Here is a 17,868-nt window from a genome sequence, read left to right as displayed (position 1 = left end):
GTGGCGGGAGTAATGCCAGACACATGCGATCAACCGTCCTCGCTGGTGAGCACAGCCCAGGCGAAGGAGCCCAGCTCCAGCCCTTCGCCGCGCACCTGAACGTCGCCGCCGCTGGCCAGAACCGCGCGGCTACCAGACGCATCGATGCTCACGTGACTGTCGGCGAGGTTTAGCGCCACCGTCAGGGAGCGCCCGTCGGCCGCCGCTTCATACACAAGGTGTGCGTTGGCCAGGGCCAGAACCCGGGTGCGCGCGCGATGGAGCCAGGGATGACGACGCCGGACGCCGATCAGCTCCTGGTGCAACCGGTAAATGTCCGCACCCAGGCTGCTGAGCTCCGCCGGACTGTCCGGGAAAGCCGGGCGGACGGCGTCGTCCCCGCCGGCGCGGTCCTCCTTCACGCCGCGGAACGCCTGCTCGTCGCCGGCGTAGATGGAAGGCGTGCCTCCCAGCGTCAGGAAAATAACGACGGCGTGGGGCAGCAGCGCGGTGTTGTCCAGCCGGCTGGCCAGGCGGGTGACGTCATGGTTGCCCACGAAGGTCACGGGCGCGAAGGACTTGAGGAAGCCGTTGTGCCGGTCCAGCGCGGCGGACAGTTCGTAAAGGTTGACGTCGTTGAGCGAACTCCAGATGGCCTTCCACAGCTCGTACTGGGTCAGCGAGTCGAGCCCTCCCTCCGCCACCGCGGCGGCGTAGTCCCCGTGGATGAACTCGCCGACGATGTACACGTCCGGATAGTCGGCGCGGACCGCGTCCAGCACCGGTGCCCAGAACGACGGCGGAACCGCGTACGCCGCATCCAGTCGCCAGCCATCCGCGCCGCGGGCCAGCCAGTACTTCATCACCTCGACAACGAAATCGCGCACCTGCGGCTCCGCGTGGTTCAGGGCAACCAGATGGTGGTGCCCCTCGAAGTCCTCGTAGTCCGGTTCGGTGCCCGGACTCCATTGCCCCTCGGACCAGGAGAGCTTGAACCAGGACGACGACGGCGCGTCCGGCCCCTCCCGCAGGACCTCCTGGAACCTGTCAAAGCTGCGACCCACATGGTTGAACACGCCGTCCAGCAGGACCCGCAGCCCGCGTGCATGGGCCGCGGCAATGAGGTCCTCGAAGTCGGCTTCGTCGCCGAGGCGCGGATCGATGCGGAAGTAGTCGGTAGTGTCGTAACCATGGGTTTCGGCGGCAAAGACGGGTCCAAGCGCAATTCCGGAAGCGCCCAGTTCCACCACATAGTCCAGCCACGCGGTCAGCCGCGGCAGCCGGTGCTGAACCGGACTGCCGGTCGCAGGAGCGTCCCGTTCCGCCCCGACGAATCCCAACGGGTAGACCTGCCACCATATGACGTTTTCGACCCAAGCCGGCCCGGCCATGAATGCCCCTTTCCGCTGAACGCTGCTACTGCCGGTATTGTGTCAGCAATTGGACACAAAGACTCCCAAAAGTTGTTCCCACACGGTAGTTTCAGGAGTACGATCGTAGGTCCCGCGAGGAGAATTATGGCTCAATCCGTCATAAGGGCGACGGCATGATCCGGCTCCGGCAGCTGGCGCAAGCCGCGTCCGTTCTGACTACCCCGTTGGCGCCCGAAGATATTCTGTCCCTGTTCAACCCGGTATTCTCGGCCCGCCAAATGCGCGGCGTAGTGACCCGGGTCGTACCGGAGACAGCCGGGTCAGCCACCATTTATTTCCGCCCCGGCCCCGGCTGGCAAGCCCACCAGGCTGGCCAATGGGCGCGCATCGGCGTCGAACTGGACGGCGTGCGCCACTGGCGTTCCTATTCGCTGAGCACTGCCGCCGGCGAGGACCCGGCCATCACCGTGACCGACATCGGGGCGGTCTCCGGTGCCTTGGTGCGCAAGGTCAAACCCGGCGACGTGCTGTTCCTGGCCGCGCCGCAGGGTGACTTTGTCCTGCCGGAACAGCCCCGGCCGCTGCTGATGCTCACCGCCGGCAGCGGCATCACTCCGGTTATGTCCATGATCCGCACGCTCGTGCCGGCCCGCCCGGACGCAGACGTGGTGCTCATCCACTCCGTCCGGACCCCGGAGGACAGCATCTTCGGTGAGGAACTGCATGAGCTGGCCGACCAGTTCCCGCGCCTGCACGTTCTGCACTGGTTCACCGGGGAACACGGCCGGTTCGATTTCAGCTCGCCCGCGGAGCTGGACCGGCTCTGCCCGGACTGGCGGGAACGGGCCGCCTACGCCTGCGGCCCCGAAGGCTTCCTCGATGAGGCCGAAGCGCTCTGGGCACGCGAAGCGGCAGTGTCCAAAACCGGCGTTCCTGCGGTTACCGGCGCCCTGACCATTGAACGCTTCAGTACCGGCCTTGCCGGCGGCGAAGGGCACGACGGCGGTCTGGTCACCTTCGAGGCGTCCGATCGTGAAATCGAGGCGGACGGAAACACCCCGCTGCTCGACGTCGGCGAAGAGGCCGGTATCCTGATGCCCAGTGGCTGCCGGATGGGGATCTGCCAAAGCTGCCTCGCACCACTACGCGCCGGGCAAGTCCGCGACCTGCGGACCGGCGAAGTCCTCGGCGAACCAGGCCAACTCATCCAGACATGCATTACGGCAGCCGCCGGACCCGTCAACCTGGATCTCTAAGGAGGAAAATTATGGAAAGCGTCTCCACTACGGCCACAGCCCGCAGAACCGGTGCGCTCGCCGCATCAGGGCATCCACTGGTCCGCCCGCCCGCGGCCGCCCATCTCTCCGATGAGCAGGTTGCCGAACTCGGCCGCGAGCTGGACGCCATCCGCGACGAAGTCATCGCCGAGCGCGGTGCCTCGGATGCCGCCTACATCCGGCGGGTGATCAAGGTCCAGCGCGGACTCGAGATCGCCGGCCGCGCAGCACTCCTGGCCGGGCGCAACAAGGCCGCGTGGGTCACCGGCACCACCCTCCTGAGCTTCGCGAAGATCCTGGAGAACATGGAGATCGGCCACAACGTGCTCCACGGCCAGTGGGACTGGATGCGCGATCCGGACATCCACTCCACTACTTGGGAGTGGGACTTTGTGACCCCGGCGCGTTCCTGGCAGCACACCCACAACGACCTGCACCACCGCTGGACCAACGTTATCGGCAAGGACAAGGACGTCGGATACAACCTGCTGCGCATGTCGCCGGACCAGCCGTGGCGGCCCTTCAACCTGGGCAACCCGCTGTGGAACGCGATCCTGGCGCCCGTGTTCGAATGGGGGATCGCCATCTACGACCTGGAACTGGTGGATTACCAGGAAGGCACGAAGTCCAAGGCCGCTCTCGTGAGGGACCTCAAGGCCATGGGCCGCAAGGCCCTTCGCCAGTTCACCAAGGACTACGCCGCAACGCCGATCGTGGCCATGGTCACCGGCTCCGGCAAGCAGGCGCTCTGGGGAACCCTGGCCGCCAACGCCGTCCGCAACGTCTGGGCACATGCGGTCATCTTCTGCGGCCACTTTCCCGACGGGGCGGATACCTTTACCGAGGAAATGGTCGACGGCGAAACCCGCGGTGACTGGTACGTGCGCCAGATGATCGGATCGGCGAACATCTCCGGTTCCAAATTCATGCACCTGATGACCGGAAACCTGTCCCACCAGATCGAACATCACCTGTTCCCCGATCTGCCCTCCAACCGCTACATCGAAGTGGCACCCAAAGTACGGGACATCTGCCGCCGCTACGGATTGCCCTACAACTCCGGCCCCCTGTTCAAGCAGGTCGGATCCTCCTGGGCGAAGGTCTTCAAGTACGCGCTCCCGGACAAGGCTGCGCCGGCTTCCTGACATAAGTTTCCTGACATCGGCTCCGCGTTTTCCTGACATTCCTCTCCACTTCTTGACTTTCCTTCTAAGCGGGAACAGTGTTTGTGCAGCGCTAGAAAAGCCGCAGCGTATAAACCTGCAGCAATGGGTTGCGCTGGGGAAGTGTGGCGCGTCATGGAATCCACCGGCAGGGGGCCAGGCACGGAGTTGGGCAGGCCACCCGGCGGAGGCATCCGACGGGCGACCGGAGGGTTGTTCATCATCAGCGCCCTGACATTCGCCGGGGCGGCCACAGTCCTATCGGCGACGTTCGAATGGCCGGATATCCTGCGCGAGCCGGCCGCCGTAGTACTGCCTGCCTTCTCCGCCGGAGGCCAAGGGCTGGTCTGGACCTGGTTTGCGACCGCCTGGACGTACGGCATTCTTGCCGTTCCGATCCTGCTGCTGCCTTCCGCCCTGGGCCGGCGCGAGGACCCGGTGATGCAAGCGGCAACCTATTTTGGCGCCACATCCGTGGTGCTGTCACTGATCGGATTTCTGCGCTGGGTCTTCGTCGTGCCGCAGCTGGCCGAAGCCTACGTCGGGGGCGACGCCGCTGCCAGGACCGCGGTGGACGCCGCCTGGACTGCCCAGCACCAGTTCGGCGGGGCGCTGTTGGGCGAGCATCTGGGCCAGCTGCTGGTCATCGCCTGGACTGTCGCACTCAGCGCGGTGATCCTGCGCAGCCGCGTCCTGCCGCGCTGGCTCGGCGCCGCAGGCCTTGTCACGAGTGTCCTTTATCTGCTCAACCAGGGCGACATCCTGGCCACCGCCGTGCCCGGTTTCCCTGTCTGGGATCTCGCAGGGCTGATCGGGAGCTCAACGTGGGGACTGTGGGTTGCCGCCCTCGGCGCCGTCCTTCTGCTCAAACGAACGACGCCGCCGGCTCCTATCCCGCAATAAGCACGACCGCAATCAGCCGGTGTGCCGCCCAGTGAGCTTGTCCCGGAGCCGGTCGACCATGCCCACGCCGGGGCCGACAGTCTTGTGGAACAGCTCGGAGTGCGGCGCATGCGGATGCGGTCGGGTCGGTGCCAGTTTCTTGGCGTTCTGCACCTTTTCGCCCAGTTCGACGAGTTTCTCGGCTGGGATGTGGGCGCGTAGCTGGGGGAATTGCTCGGACTCTTCGTCCTTCGCGTGGTGACGCAACTTCGCCTCCAGCTCGCGGATGAGTTCCATGAATTCCGGGTCAGCGGCGTCGACGTCTTCAACCTGCTTCATCAGGTGGACTATCTCGTCGTGCTCTTTCTTGTCGTGCTCGACCTCTTTGGCGCCGTTCGGCACGTGTTCTTCTACCGCCGGGTAGACGAACATCTCTTCGGCGACGGCGTGACGCATCACCTCTGCGATCACGGTGTCGGCCAGATCCCGGCGCTGGCTGGGATCGGCTGTGCTCTCGATCCGTCCGATCAGCGCGACCATCTCCTGATGGTCGGTCGTGAGGATATCTACGACATCCGTGCTTGTTCCACCACTACTGGACTCGGTCATGAGACGTCCCTCCTTTGGGCCGGTGCTCCCGTACGTTTGGCAGGAACCGCCAACGTACCACCGCCCAACAGCAAGATCTATGCCCCGGCCCGATATGGGTGTTCGCCTGCGAAGCCAGGTTCCCACGGGCGAGGATAAGTTTACTGAGCAGTAGGCTGAGTTCCATGCAGAAGCCCCTGGTCCACGAAAAGACTCCGCTCAAAGTCGTCATGGTCGCCATCGTTGCGGCGCTCGGCGGCTTCCTGTTCGGCTTCGATAGCGCCGTGATCAACGGCGCCGTCGACGCGGTGCAGCAGCAGTTCGGACTGGGCAGTGTACTGCTCGGTTTTACTGTCTCCTGCGCACTGCTCGGCGCAATGATCGGTGCCTGGCTCTCGGGCCCGCTGGCTGATCGCCAGGGCCGGGTCCGGGCGATGCTGGTGGCTTCCGTCCTCTTTACGATCTCGGCCGTCGGTTCCGGCCTCGCCTTCGGCGTGACCGACCTGATCATCTGGCGCTTCATCGGCGGCATCGGCGTCGGCATGGCCTCGGTTCTTGCCCCGGCCTATATTGCAGAGGTCTCGCCCGCTCACAGCCGCGGTCGCCTCGGTTCGCTGCAGCAGTTGGCCATCGTGCTCGGTATTTTTGTGGCATTGCTGACGGATGCGTTCCTGGCCGCAGTGGCTGGCGGGGCAGGGGAGCCGATGTGGTTCGGGCTGGAGGCCTGGCGCTGGATGTTCCTGGCCGAAACCGTACCCGCTGTGCTGTACGGGCTGCTGGCCCTGCAGGTACCCGAGTCGCCTCGGTATTTGGTGGCTAAAGACGAACTGGTTGGCGCCGCCAAGGTGCTGCGCGACGTCGTCGGTCTTAACGGCAAGCAGGCGGTGCAGGACAAGATCCAGGCCATCCGCGAAACGATCCACAGTGAGGAACGGCAGGGACTCAAAGACCTGATAGGCGGCAAGGGCTGGCTGCTGCCGATCGTGTGGGTCGGCATCTTCCTGTCTGTCTTCCAGCAGTTCGTTGGCATCAATGTGATCTTCTACTACTCCACGAGCCTGTGGAGGTCCGTGGGCTTCAACGAGTCCGACTCCTTTAGCATTACTGTCATTACCTCGGTGACCAACATCATGGTGACCGTGGTGGCCATCATGCTGGTGGACAAGGTGGGGCGCAAGCCGCTGCTGGTGGCCGGCTCGATCGGCATGTTGCTCTCGCTTGGCGTGATGGCCCTGTGTTTCAGCCAGGCCGTCGGGACCGGCGAAGACGTCACGTTGCCGCAGCCGTGGGGCGTGGTGGCGCTGATCGCGGCCAACCTGTTTGTGGTCTCTTTCGGCGCCACCTGGGGTCCGGTGGTCTGGGTCTTGCTGGGGGAAATGTTCCCGAACAGGATCCGTGCCGTGGCGCTCTCCGTTGCCGCGGCCGCACAGTGGCTGGCCAACTTCGCGATCACCACAAGCTTCCCGTTCCTCGCAGATATCGACCTGACCCTGGCGTACGGACTGTATGCGTTCTTCGCGCTGTTGTCCCTGGTATTCGTCTGGAAGTTCGTGCCTGAAACCAAAGGCAAGGAACTCGAGGCTATGTAGCTTGGCCCATGTATGGTCACCACGGTGGCTCGTTTGGCTGCAGCGGCCATTCATCAAACGGCCGGTTCCAATTATCCTTTCCCTCTCCAATCAGCGGCTGCTTGGAAAGCGTGGACTCCTGCGGCACATCTGACGCGATACGCCTTTTGGGTGGTTTAGGTTGACCCTTGGCCATGGCGGTTTCAGGCTCCTTCAGCGGCAACAGGGTCTCTACCTGTTGGCCCGGGGGACCGGACCTTGGTATCAGTGAGAGTTCGGCCGGCTGAGGTGCAGGTTTCGCTGCGGTCCCGTTCTCGACAAGCGGGGCCTGGGCCCGGGCGCCGGGCAGGGGTGTGCCGGCGAATCGGTATCGGTTGCGCCGGGGTTTTTGATCGGGGTCAATGTAACGGGGCGGGATGAACCAGGGGATCCCGTCCCGGACTTCGATCTTCCAGTTTTCATCGTGCAGCAGGTGGTGGTGGTAGCTGCACAAAAGGCAACCGTTGTGGACTGATGTTGGGCCTTTGTGCTTTTCCCAGAACTTGATGTGGTGCGCTTCGGTCCAGGGTGCGGGCATGGTGCAGTCGGGGAAGGCGCAGCCTTTGTCGCGGGCCACGAGGGCGCGGCGTTGGGCGGGGGTGAACAGTCTTTGGGCGCGTCCGATGTCGAGGATTTCGCCTTTGCCGCCGAGGACGAGGGGGATGAGGTCGGCGTCGCAGGCGATTTTGCGGACGGTTTTGGGGCTGATCAGTCCGCCGAATACCGCGTCGGCGGAGGCGCCGATCTGGTTTTCCAGGTCCTGGTAGTCGATGGTGATCATGATCTGGGGGCGGTGGCCGCCGCTGGAGGGGAGCTTGTCCGTGGAGAGGGCGATTTTGCAGGCACCGACGAGGCCTTGCAGGAGTTTTTGCGGACGTGTCGGTCCTTGCCATTCCTGTTCCGGCGGTTCCCCGGCCGTGTCAGGGGCGGCGAGAGCTTGCGCGGCGCCGGCCGGTGTGCGGTCTGCTGGTGTGCCGTTTTCCGAAGCGAAGGTGGTCTTGATGCGCGGGTTGGTTGCTGTGTTCATGACGGTAACGAGGTATTCGTATTGTTCCGACGTGGCGGCGATTTCCAGCCGGTGGAGGCCCTGCCGCTTGCCGCGGAGGAACACGCCCTGTTTGGCGCGCAGGAGTTCATCAGTGGGCTCGAGTCCGTCCGGGTCGAGTATTGCTTCCCAGCGTTTGATGATTTCGCGCAGGCCGTCGATGTCTGATTCGGAGGCCTGCTGGGTCAGTTGGTTTTCCATGGCGGCCAGGTTTGTGGCGGAGGCCAGCGGGCGGACGCGTTCCATCGCGTCGCGGATGAGGGTTGCGGCCTGGCCGCTGATCTTTGACGAGGTCAGTGCGGCGCCGAGACGCTCGAGCTTCGGCGGCGCCTGTTCTCCGGTCATCAGGGTCGAAGGCATGGTGCTGGAACCTACGCGGAGCCTGCGTTTGGCTTCACCGCGGCTGATCTTGAGTTTCTGGCGAAGGTATTCGGCGGCGTCCTTGTGTTCGGGCTTTTTCGGTTTTCCGTCCGCGCCGAGTCCCTGCACCGGGTCCGCCCAGGGAATGCGCTGGTCCGTTTCACCGATCTGGGCGATGTTCTGCTGGTCGACGGCGTGGGCCCCCATGACCTGCAGCTGTTCGACCGATTTGGAGATCTCTTCAATACCGGCAACGGTGGCGGCCAGCTCCTTGGGAGACTGCAGGAGGCAGTCCTGCTGGAACGCGGCCGAAAAATCCTGAAGGGCAGCCTGCACCGAAGCGAGGAAGCCCACGGGCTCCTGATGCGCTTCGAACGGTGCGATTGCCATACCTCCACGCTATAGAACACGTCTTCGAATAGCACGGAAAAAGGGGCAATGTGGAGGAGTAGTGGCTTGTGTAGGAGGGAAGCGCGGGGCCGGCCGCGTTCGAAGGCGGCCGGGCCGGGCCGCTGATCTGGTCTCGGTCAGGCCCGGCGGCGGCCGAACACCAGCGAGGCTACCGCAGTACCGGCGGTGACCGTGTAGACGGCAGGCCAGGCGCCCATCTTCTTCGCCAGCGGGTGGGAGGCGCCAAACGCAGCCAGATATACGCCGGTCAAAGCAGCGGCAGTGCCGGTGCCGGCGTCGCGCTTCCACATCGCGAAGGCAGCCGCACCTGCGGCGGCGAGCACGGCGCCGCCGAGCGGACGGTTCTTGGTGGCGCGGGCGGTCTGGAAGCCGCCGATCAATCCGGCGCTCGTGACCAGCGGGGTTAGCAGGGAACTCATGAAATCTCCTTGTCTGGGGCGATGTCCTCTAGCCTATCTGGAGCATAGACTGCCCCTATCTAACGGAAACTTTCCAAAGGACCCGATATGGGAACCGTCAGACGCCTGGCCGCAGACCTGAGGCTCGCCGACCTCGGCCGCGCCGTGAGTATCGTCGGCTTCAACCATGACGTCCACGCCGGCACGCTGTCCGGCTTCATCATCCGTCAGACCAGGGACGTCGTGGATATCCACCTGGACGGCATCCCCGAAACGGTAGCCGTGCCGCACGACGCGATAGTCCTGATCATGGAGCCGGACAGGGAGCGGGAAACCGCGGCGGTGCTGGAGCCGGACAGGGAGCGGGAAACCGCGGCGGTGCTGGAGCCGGACAGGGAGCGGGACACCGAGGCCGACGGGGAGCAGCGCTAACCGGCCCGAACGCAAAGGTTACTCGATGGCGTCGCTGTTCATGCCGGCGTCGTTGTTCTTGTCGCCGTACTGGTGCTTCGGCTCGTCGGGGTTCACCGCGCGTTTGAGCAAGGCCGGGATCACCCACAGCAGCGCGAGCATGACCAGCAGAACGCCGCCGCCCACGTAAATCGCCACCTGGTCGCCGGCCACGACATCGAGAATGAAGGCGACGCAGCCGGTGGCCATGAGTCCGATCCCGAGCACGGCCATTTTCACGATGCGGTGCCCGTGCGCCACGGTGGAATCCTTCACATGCAGGCCGAAAAGCTTGCGGTGGATGGCCACGGGCGTGAGGATCAGGCAGGTCAGCAGGCCGGTAAACGTCAGCAGCGCGACGTACAGGCCAACCTGGTACGGCGCCAGGTCCTCGAACCGGGCCTGGAACGGCAGGGTCATGAGGAAAGCGGTGATGATCTGCGCGCCGGTCTGCATGACGCGCAGTTCCTGCAGTAGATCGTTCCAGTTGCGGTCGAGTTTCTCCTCGAACGTCTCGCGACGGCCCACCGAATCTTCGTACACCTGATCGTCCGTAGCCATCTCTCAAACTTACCGCCAAAGTACGACGGCGGGAGGCTAAGTTCCAGCGAGGATTACCATTGGCGTTATGCCAAGTTCTGATTCCGAGGGTTCGTCCACGCCTGTTGCCCGGGCTGAGGCCGGGCAGGTGCCGCCCGGCGCCGACTACCCGGGGCGGGAACTGATGATGCTGCTGCAGAGCTTCACCATGGAGACGGACCGCTACATCGACGCGATGGGGCGGCGCTACGGCATGCACCGGACGGATCTGATGGCGTTGTCGGCGGTGCTCGAGGCGCAGCGTGAGGGCCGCACGGTCACGCCCGGCATGCTCAGCACGCAGCTGTCGCTCAGTTCGGCGGCGACTACGGCGCTCGTGGACCGGCTGGGCAAGGTGGGGCATATGGTCCGCGAACGCAGCGGAACCGACCGCAGACAGGTGCAGCTGGAAATCACCGACAGCGCCCGGACCACGGGGGCTGAAATCTTCTCGCCGATGGTTGAAGAACTGATCCAGGTGGTCTCGCGGCATTCACCCGAGGAGATCGAGCTGCTGTCCACTTTCATGGGGGAGCTGCGCGACGGTCTGGTCCGGGCGCGGGAGAAAGCCGTGGGTCAGGAGCGCAGCAGCTCGGGCTCGGCCGCGGCCAGCAACGGCAGCTGAAGCACCAGCCAGGGGCTGAAGGCCCACGGCGCGGCGTCCACCGCGCGGACCAAGGCGGCCGGATCCGTCCACCGCCACTCGCACACCTCGTCCGGCGTCGGCTGCGGATCGGTTTCCAGCAGGGCTGTGTAGACCGGGCAGATTTCGTTCTCCACCACGCCGGAAGCGTCCAGCGCCCGATAGCGGAAGTCGGGCAGGACCGGCTTCAGCCCGGTGACGGCGACGCCGAGTTCCTGGGGTGCGCGCCGGATCACCGCTTCTTCCGTGGTCTCGCCCGGCGCCGGATGGCCGCAGAAGGAGTTGGTCCAGACACCCGGCCAGGTCAGCTTGGTCAAGGCCCGCCGGGTGACCAGGATCTGGCCGTCCGGGTTAAAGAGGTGGCAGGAGAAGGCGAGATGCAGCGGGGTGGCAGCCGTGTGCACTTCGGACTTGTCGGCCACGCCGATGGCGGCGCCGTCGTCGTCAACCAGGACAACCTGTTCCACAGTGGACTCGCGGGACGGAAGATTGTTCATACGGGCCATCTTCCCATCTTTCCCAGTCATCCAGAGATGGGCGTGCCGCTCTGATATGCCGCCGCCCGCTGGATGATGTTGCGTGCCATGGACGGGAAGATCAGCCCGTGGAACGGAAGCACCAGCCACCAGTAAAGCTTGCCGGACAGGCCGCGCGGGAAATAGATGGCGCGCTGGCGGTAGGTGGTTCCGGCGCCGGCGCCGTGATCCGACCGCTCTGCCAGCGCGGAAAGTTCCAGCCAGGCCTCGCCCGGCACCCGCATCTCGGCGCGGAGCCGCAGCACCTTGCCCGTGGGGGAGTCTTCGATGGCTTCCACCCGCCACCAGTCCACTGCGTCGCCCACGCTCAGCCGGTCGGCATGCCGCCGCCCGCGGTTGTGCCCGGCGCCACCCACCAGCTTGTCCAAGACGCCGCGGATCGCCCAGGCAGCCGGCCAGGAGTACCAACCGTTGGCCCCGCCGATGCCTTCGATCACCCGCCACACGTGCTCCGGCGCCACATCGGTGCTGCGCGTGCGCTCGTCCACGAAAACCGTCTGCCCGGCCCACTCGGGATCGCTGGGCAGCGGATCCGACGGCGGGGCCTGCGAGGCGTTGGTCCAGCTGGTCTCCACCTCGCCGCTGGCCATCTTGCCCAGCGCCAACTGAACCGCCGAGAGGTAACCGGTCAGTCCGCCGTCGGGCGTTGGAATGAAGTTGTCGATGTCGTGCTCGGCGGCCACTGCGTCGTGCTGCAGGGATTCCACCAGCGGCACGGCCATCGAGTGCGGGATCGGCGTGGTCAGCGCCACCCACCAGCCGGCCAGCTTCGGCGCCGGGATGGGCAGCGAGTAGACGCGCCGCCGCGCCAGCCCCGCCTGGTGCGCGTAGCCGTACATGATGCCCGCATAGGTCAGCACCTCGCCTGAACCGATGTCGAAGGTGCGGTTCAGCCCTGCCGGCAGTTGCGGCGCGTGGACAAGGTAATGCAGCACGTCGCGGATGGCGATCGGCTCGATTTTCCGCCGGACCCAGCTCGGCGCGGGCATGACGGGCAGGTTTTCCGTGAGGTGGCGGATCATCTCGAAGGATGCGGAGCCGGAGCCGATAACGACGCCGGCCTGCAACACCACCGCGGGCACGTCACCTTCCAGCAGCACCCGTCCGACGGCGGTGCGCGAGCGCATGTGCCGCGAGAGTTCCACGCCCTCGGGGTGCAGTCCGCCCAGATAGACAATCCGCCCGACCTTGGCGCGGGCAGCCGCGTCCGCCACCGTCCGCGCCATCTCGAGTTCCTTGCGCTCGAAGCCCTCGCCGGAGCCCATCGAGTGGACCAGGTAGAAAAAGGTCTCCACGCCGTCGCATGCCCGCGCCACGGTTGCCGCATCCCCGAGATCACCTTCGACGGTCTCCACCTGGTCATGCCATGGGACGGCCTTGAGCTTCGGCGGGGAGCGCACCAGCACGCGGACCGTGTACCCGGCGTCGAGCAGCCGCGGGACCAGCCGCCCGCCGATGTAACCAGTGGCGCCGGTGACCAGCACGCGTTGTTTCATACGGAGCGTCTCCTTCAGTCGTCCACGCCTTTAGGGGCGTCCAGGTCCTTGTCGGCTTCCATGTCCTGGATGCGGCGGGAGACGGATTCCAGTTCCTCGCTCAGCTCCGCGAGCCGCTGACTGGAAGTTTCGACAGTGAGTTGGCGCACCAACTCTTCCTGACGGGACCGAAGCTGGGCAATTGATTGAGTCATTCCACCAGTATGGCTGAGCGGCCAGGCCAGGCGCTAAGCTTGCTGACTAGTTCCGGACAGTTAGCCGGGCGAGGCAGAAAGAAGCCCATCAGTGTTCGAAGCCCCCAGCATCCTGTTCTTCGAGGCAGGCCTCGCGGTCTTTGCCGCGGCGATCCTGCCCAAACTCCTGCGCAATATGCCGCTCTCCATGCCGATGGTCTTCCTCGGTGCCGGAATCCTTGCTTTCACCTTGCTCCAGAACCTGCCGGACCCGGATCCGGTCAAGTACGGAGAATTCACCACGCATCTGACCGAAATTTGCGTCATCATCTCGCTCATGGGCGCCGGCCTCGCCCTGGACCGGCCGTTCCGCTGGCGCGAATGGTCCACTACCTGGCGCATGCTGGGGATCGTCATGCCGCTGTGCATCCTGGTTATGACGCTGCTGGGACTCTGGTTGCTGGGCCTCGGGCTGGCCGGAGCCATCCTCATTGCGGCGGCGCTCGCGCCCACCGATCCGGTGCTGGCCTCCGAGGTGCAGGTGGGGGAGCCTGCGGACGCCGAAACCGACGCCAATGAGGACGAGGTCCGCTTCAGCCTGACCTCGGAAGCAGGCCTCAATGACGGGCTGGCCTTCCCCTTTGTCTATCTGGCTATCGTGATGAGTCTGGTCGGGACGGCTCCGGAGGCCTGGTTCCCGCAATGGTTCGCCGTTGACGTACTGTGGCGGATCGGCGTCGGCGTGCTGCTCGGTTTCGGCACGGGCAAACTTCTGAGTCGGATTTTCTTCGCGGCACGGTACAAGAGTCTGCGGCTGTCCGAGCATTCCGAGGGCTTCGTGGCGCTGGCCGCCACTTTCCTGGCCTACGGCGTGGCCGAGATGGTGGAGGGCTACGGCTTCATCGCAGTATTCGTCTGTGCCGTCACGATCCGCTCTGCCGAGCACACCCACGGGTACCACAAGGTGCTGCACAGCTATGTGGAGCAACTCGAACGGCTTATGACCGTGGTTATCCTGGTGCTCCTCGGTGGCGCCATTGCCCGCGGCCTGCTGGCAGGAATCGGCTGGACCGAAGTGCTGGTGGCGTTGGTGTTCCTGCTCCTGGTCCGGCCGCTGGCGGGGTGGCTTGGCCTGATGCGCGGCAAGACAGGACCGCGCGAACGCCTCGCCATCGCCTACTTCGGCATCCGCGGGATCGGCTCCCTCTTTTATCTGGGGTATGCCCTCAGCCATGGGGAATTCGACGCCGAGGCGCGCGAGCTCTGGGCCGTTGTCGGGCTCGTGGTGGCGATGTCCATCGTCCTGCACGGAGCCACCACGGCTCCCCTGATGAACCGGCTGGATGCCCTGCGCAAAAAGGAAGCCCTTCGGCGATTCGGTGACGAGAACCAGGCCCCCAACACCACGGTGTGACAAACAACGACGGCGGCCGGCAGCTCGCGCTGCGATCCCACCTTGGCAGCCTTGGCAGCGGAGATACTAAGCATGCTGAATTTCGCGCTGAGCTAAGTCAGCGGTATTCCGTGGACGGCCAGCGCTGGTGTGGCTAGGTTGGAGGAAGTGGCGTGCCGATACGCGGCGCACCGAGTAAGGAGGTTTTTGATGGCTGCAAAGGACCGATCGAAGGCAGGCTTTACGGTACCGGGACTCTCGCTCGAGGATGGCTACAAGGTGGGCGAAACGCTGCAGATGCGGCTGCACGCCCTGAATGACCTGCAGTTGACCCTCAAGCACGCACACTGGAATGTGGTGGGCCGCGATTTCATCGGCGTCCACGAAATGCTGGACCCGCAGATCGAACAGGTCCGCGCCATGGTCGACGCGGTCGCCGAGCGCATGGCAACCTTGGGCGTTTCGCCCAACGGCCTGCCCGGCGCCATGGTCAAGGCCCGCAGCTGGGACGACTACTCCATCAACCGCGCCGGAACCGCCGAGCATCTGGCCGCGCTGAACGTCGTCTATAACGGCGTGGTGGAGGACCACCGCAAGGCCATCGAGGAGGTCGGCGAGCTCGATCCCATCACGGAGGACATGCTGATCGGCCAGACGGCGGAGCTTGAACTGTTCCAGTGGTTCATGCGCGCGCACCTGGAGAACGCCGGCGGCGAACTCTCCACCGAGGGTGCCAAGACCGAGAAGGACGCAGCGGCGAAGAGCAAGGGTTCCAAGTCCAAGTAACTGTGCGAACCGTCTGTCGGTCGGAACTTTGACCGCAGGGCGCTGAACGCAGGAACCCTGCCCGGCGGCCCTCTGGATATTCCGGAGGGCCGCCGGGCTTCTGCGTGAGCCCGCCCTGTCTGGCCTTCGGCCGCTGCCCCTATCCTTCGGCGTTGATGAAGCCGACGATGATCGCCGTCCACCAGGCCGTCTGCGAGATCAGCGCGCAGGAGACCATGTGGAACCGCTGGCCCAGCGGCAGCTTCGCGAAGGTGGTGCTCGGCGGCATCCTGACCAGCCGCTTCATCAGCGGAATCAGCATGATCCCGTTGAGCGTCGCGATCAGCACCGCGGCAAGTTTCACCTGCGTCAATGGTTCGGTCAGCACCGGGTTCAGGAACACGCCTGTGGCGAGCAGGCCGGCGAGTCCGCCCCAGATCAAGGTCCCGGCTGCCCCGTCCAGCCGGATGGTTTCGCTCAGTTCCCGCCGGCCTAGCAGCCAGAGGAAACCGTGCCAGTCCACCAGGATGATGGCGCCGAAAGCCACCACCAGGAACAGGATGTGCAGCACCAGGGCGATGGTGAAGACCGCGCCCTCGGTCCGCACGATGGATGAAAGGTAGACCGACAATGCCCAAGCGACAACGCCGGCAAGGACCAGCGCAGCCACCAACTTCCTAATGTCGCTCTCCGTCGCCGGCTTGCTCAGCCGGCGGTTTGCGGTTGCAAAAGTGCCCATGGCAATCCTCCAGGGTGACGTTTCCGAGCCCCCTGAGACTGAGCAACAACACCTCCAGATTGAGAGACGCACAAGACCCCCAAACGGTTCAATACACTGATCGATGTACTATTGCGGTATGGAAACCATCGTTCATTCTTCGGTGCTCTCCCGGTTCGGTTACGCGCTGTCGGACCCGACGCGCGCACGGATACTGCTGGCGCTGCGGGATGCCCCAACCTATCCGAGCGATCTGGCGGAATTGATCGGCGTCAGCCGGCAGAGCCTGTCGAACCACTTGGCGTGCCTGCGCGGTTGCGGACTGGTGGTCTCCGTTCCCGAAGGCCGTCGCGCACGCTACGAACTAGCCGATCCGAAACTGGGCCATGCTCTGACCGACCTGCTGGGTGTGGTGCTGGCTGTCGACCCGGCCTGCTGCAGGATTAGCGAAGCGGAGGGGTGCTGCTGATGCCCGCCTTCAAGGCAGATCCCCGGTTGGTGGCTTCCAACGAACGACGGCGGGTGCTGTCCCGGCGAATCCGGTTCTTCGTCGCTGCCACCATCACCTACAACGTGATCGAAGCAGTGGTGGCGCTCGCTGCCGGCACCGCAGCCTCATCCAGCGCCCTGATCGGCTTCGGCCTGGATTCCGTCATCGAAGTTTCCTCGGCCGCCGCCGTAGCGTGGCAGTTCGCCGGCCGCGACCCGGAAGCGCGGGAGAAGAAGGCCCTGCGTTTCATCGCGTTCTCGTTCTTCGCGCTGGCCGCCTTTGTCACGGTCGACGCGCTCCGGTCCCTGTTGGGCGCACGCGAACCTGACCATTCGAGCGTGGGCATCGTACTGGCCGCCGTCAGCCTGGTGATCATGCCGTTGCTGTCCTGGGCGCAGCGCCGCGCCGGCCGGGAACTGGGCTCGCGTTCTGCCGTGGCCGATTCCAAACAGACCCTGCTTTGCTCCTACCTGTCCGGTGTGCTGCTGGTGGGTCTCCTGCTGAATAGTTTGTTTGGCTGGTCCTGGGCTGATCCGGTGGCCGCCTTGGTCATCGCCGCAATCGCTCTGAAAGAAGGGCTGGAGGCGTGGAAAGGTGACGCGTGCTGCGCCCCGGGATTCCACTTCGATGTGGACGGCGATGCCGCGAGCCAGGCGCCGACAACAACCCCGCCTGCCTGCTGCAGTCACGACTAGACTCAACCCGAGAAGCTCGCGCAACTAAAAGGAACAACCCCGTGACAGCCAAGTCCACCATCAGCCTGCCCAACAAGATCGCCATCGGCATCATCGTCGCCACCGTGGTGGCGGTTATCGGCATCGTGGCCCTCATCAACACCAAGGACGCCGCTACGCAAACACCCCCGGCTGCAGCCTCCGAGGTAGTGCGCAGCGACAGCCACCGGTTATCCGCAGCCGAGGACGAAAAGGCGGTCCTGGTTGAGTTCCTGGACTTTGAATGTGAATCCTGTCTCGCCGCTTATCCGTTCATCGAGGAGCTGCGCCACAAATACGAGGGTGAACTGACCATCGTCAGCCGCTACTTCCCCCTGGCCGGCCATCCGAATTCCATGAACGCGGCCCTTGCCGTGGAAGCAGCCGCCCAGCAGGGCAAATTCGAGGACATGTACCACCGGATGTTCGAAACCCAGAAAGAGTGGTCGCACTCCGCGGACTCCCGGGCAGCGACGTTCCGCGGCTACGCCGAGGACCTCGGTCTCGATCTGGCGGCTTACGACGACGCCGTAGCCGATCCTGCTACCGCCGCCCGCATCGAGCAGGACAAGAATGACGGCACCGCCCTCGGCGTTTCCGGCACGCCGACCTTCTTCCTCGACGGCGAGCTCATCGAACCCTCCAGTCTCGAAGAATTCGAACAACTCGTGAAGGACGCCATCGCCAACTAGCCGGCGATCGTTCTCTGCACCGGAATAGGTACCGGTGCCCGGCTGCGGTTGGGGGATACGGCCGGGCACCGGAGCTTGATCGTTGGCCCAGGGTCATCTTCCCGGCGATCAAGACAGACAAAGTCTTACCGGCCCGG

20 protein-coding genes are annotated in these 17,868 nt (G+C 64.8%); 11 read left to right on the top strand and 9 right to left on the bottom strand.

Going from position 1 to position 17,868, the window contains the following annotated elements; all coding sequences use genetic code 11:
- Positions 1-29: 29 nt before the first annotated feature.
- Positions 30-1,370, bottom strand: a complete 1,341-nt coding sequence (locus tag AC5RWO_RS07545; protein WP_498730627.1) for an alpha-amylase family glycosyl hydrolase — start codon at positions 1,368-1,370, stop codon at positions 30-32.
- A gap of 155 nt (positions 1,371-1,525) precedes the next feature.
- Here AC5RWO_RS07545 and AC5RWO_RS07540 point away from each other — a divergent pair, with 155 nt between their 5' ends.
- From AC5RWO_RS07540 to AC5RWO_RS07530, 3 genes are all read left to right on the top strand, one after another.
- On the top strand, positions 1,526-2,608 hold the full coding sequence (locus AC5RWO_RS07540) for a ferredoxin reductase (RefSeq protein WP_498730625.1): 1,083 nt from the start codon (positions 1,526-1,528) through the stop codon (positions 2,606-2,608).
- Positions 2,609-2,619: 11 nt separating this feature from the next.
- Positions 2,620-3,774, top strand: a complete 1,155-nt coding sequence (locus tag AC5RWO_RS07535; protein ID WP_498730623.1) for a fatty acid desaturase family protein — start codon at positions 2,620-2,622, stop codon at positions 3,772-3,774.
- 231 nt (positions 3,775-4,005) lie between these two features.
- Entirely contained in the window at positions 4,006-4,695 is a 690-nt protein-coding gene (locus AC5RWO_RS07530; protein WP_498730621.1) for a DUF4386 domain-containing protein, read from the top strand.
- A gap of 12 nt (positions 4,696-4,707) precedes the next feature.
- Here the strand turns inward: AC5RWO_RS07530 and AC5RWO_RS07525 are convergent, their stop codons facing one another.
- The gene (locus AC5RWO_RS07525; protein WP_498730620.1) at positions 4,708-5,283 is read right to left on the bottom strand and encodes a hemerythrin domain-containing protein; all 576 of its coding nucleotides are present in this window, start codon (positions 5,281-5,283) and stop codon (positions 4,708-4,710) included.
- 164 nt (positions 5,284-5,447) lie between these two features.
- Between AC5RWO_RS07525 and AC5RWO_RS07520 the strand changes: the two genes are divergently transcribed.
- Positions 5,448-6,851 carry a sugar porter family MFS transporter gene (locus tag AC5RWO_RS07520; protein WP_498730619.1) on the top strand — a complete coding sequence of 468 codons (1,404 nt, stop codon included), beginning with the start codon at positions 5,448-5,450 and terminating at the stop codon, positions 6,849-6,851.
- 16 nt (positions 6,852-6,867) lie between these two features.
- Here AC5RWO_RS07520 and AC5RWO_RS07515 read toward each other — a convergent pair whose 3' ends face one another.
- On the bottom strand, positions 6,868-8,664 hold the full coding sequence (locus AC5RWO_RS07515) for a DUF222 domain-containing protein (RefSeq protein ID WP_498730618.1): 1,797 nt from the start codon (positions 8,662-8,664) through the stop codon (positions 6,868-6,870).
- Positions 8,665-8,801: 137 nt separating this feature from the next.
- Entirely contained in the window at positions 8,802-9,104 is a 303-nt protein-coding gene (locus tag AC5RWO_RS07510; protein WP_208575718.1) for a hypothetical protein, read from the bottom strand.
- Positions 9,105-9,191: 87 nt separating this feature from the next.
- Here AC5RWO_RS07510 and AC5RWO_RS07505 point away from each other — a divergent pair, with 87 nt between their 5' ends.
- Complete coding sequence (locus AC5RWO_RS07505; RefSeq protein WP_498730608.1) at positions 9,192-9,515, top strand: hypothetical protein; 324 nt, start codon at positions 9,192-9,194, stop codon at positions 9,513-9,515.
- Positions 9,516-9,533: 18 nt separating this feature from the next.
- Here AC5RWO_RS07505 and AC5RWO_RS07500 read toward each other — a convergent pair whose 3' ends face one another.
- Positions 9,534-10,094: a DUF6328 family protein gene (locus AC5RWO_RS07500; RefSeq protein ID WP_498730607.1), complete on the bottom strand. Its 561-nt coding sequence runs from the start codon at positions 10,092-10,094 to the stop codon at positions 9,534-9,536.
- A 67-nt stretch (positions 10,095-10,161) separates the two neighbouring features.
- On the opposite strand from AC5RWO_RS07500, the gene AC5RWO_RS07495 reads away from it, so the two are divergent.
- Positions 10,162-10,737, top strand: coding sequence for a MarR family winged helix-turn-helix transcriptional regulator (locus tag AC5RWO_RS07495; protein ID WP_498730605.1), 576 nt, complete (start codon positions 10,162-10,164; stop codon positions 10,735-10,737).
- Here the strand turns inward: AC5RWO_RS07495 and idi are convergent.
- Genes idi through AC5RWO_RS07480 form a run of 3 tightly spaced genes read right to left on the bottom strand, consistent with a single transcriptional unit; the run spans position 10,689 to position 12,981 of the window.
- Positions 10,689-11,252 carry an isopentenyl-diphosphate Delta-isomerase gene (gene idi, locus AC5RWO_RS07490; RefSeq protein WP_498730603.1) on the bottom strand — a complete coding sequence of 188 codons (564 nt, stop codon included), beginning with the start codon at positions 11,250-11,252 and terminating at the stop codon, positions 10,689-10,691. The genes AC5RWO_RS07495 and idi overlap by 49 nt on opposite strands.
- 26 nt (positions 11,253-11,278) lie before the next feature.
- Positions 11,279-12,787, bottom strand: a complete 1,509-nt coding sequence (locus tag AC5RWO_RS07485) for an SDR family oxidoreductase (RefSeq protein ID WP_498730601.1) — start codon at positions 12,785-12,787, stop codon at positions 11,279-11,281.
- A 14-nt stretch (positions 12,788-12,801) separates the two neighbouring features.
- Positions 12,802-12,981, bottom strand: coding sequence for a hypothetical protein (locus AC5RWO_RS07480; protein ID WP_498730600.1), 180 nt, complete (start codon positions 12,979-12,981; stop codon positions 12,802-12,804).
- Positions 12,982-13,072: 91 nt separating this feature from the next.
- On the opposite strand from AC5RWO_RS07480, the gene AC5RWO_RS07475 reads away from it, so the two are divergent.
- Positions 13,073-14,374 carry a cation:proton antiporter gene (locus tag AC5RWO_RS07475; RefSeq protein ID WP_498730598.1) on the top strand — a complete coding sequence of 434 codons (1,302 nt, stop codon included), beginning with the start codon at positions 13,073-13,075 and terminating at the stop codon, positions 14,372-14,374.
- Positions 14,375-14,563: 189 nt separating this feature from the next.
- On the top strand, positions 14,564-15,139 hold the full coding sequence (locus AC5RWO_RS07470; protein ID WP_498730596.1) for a Dps family protein: 576 nt from the start codon (positions 14,564-14,566) through the stop codon (positions 15,137-15,139).
- Between the two features lie 139 nt (positions 15,140-15,278).
- Here the strand turns inward: AC5RWO_RS07470 and AC5RWO_RS07465 are convergent, their stop codons facing one another.
- Positions 15,279-15,857, bottom strand: coding sequence for a hypothetical protein (locus AC5RWO_RS07465; RefSeq protein ID WP_498730594.1), 579 nt, complete (start codon positions 15,855-15,857; stop codon positions 15,279-15,281).
- A 118-nt stretch (positions 15,858-15,975) separates the two neighbouring features.
- Between AC5RWO_RS07465 and AC5RWO_RS07460 the strand changes: the two genes are divergently transcribed.
- The 3 genes from AC5RWO_RS07460 to AC5RWO_RS07450 are packed head-to-tail and all read left to right on the top strand — an operon-like array spanning position 15,976 to position 17,731.
- Positions 15,976-16,305, top strand: coding sequence for an ArsR/SmtB family transcription factor (locus tag AC5RWO_RS07460; RefSeq protein WP_498730592.1), 330 nt, complete (start codon positions 15,976-15,978; stop codon positions 16,303-16,305).
- Positions 16,305-17,021 (top strand): cation efflux transmembrane domain-containing protein, encoded by a 717-nt coding sequence (locus AC5RWO_RS07455; RefSeq protein ID WP_498730590.1) that lies wholly within the window; start codon positions 16,305-16,307, stop codon positions 17,019-17,021. The genes AC5RWO_RS07460 and AC5RWO_RS07455 overlap by 1 nt, the downstream gene beginning before the upstream one ends.
- A gap of 41 nt (positions 17,022-17,062) precedes the next feature.
- Positions 17,063-17,731 carry a DsbA family protein gene (locus AC5RWO_RS07450; RefSeq protein WP_498730588.1) on the top strand — a complete coding sequence of 223 codons (669 nt, stop codon included), beginning with the start codon at positions 17,063-17,065 and terminating at the stop codon, positions 17,729-17,731.
- Positions 17,732-17,868: the final 137 nt, after the last annotated feature.

This window comes from Arthrobacter sp. B055-34 (assembly GCF_059090425.1).
The sequence above is the reverse complement of the archived record's forward strand: the minus strand, read 5'-3'. Positions and strand labels throughout refer to the sequence as shown.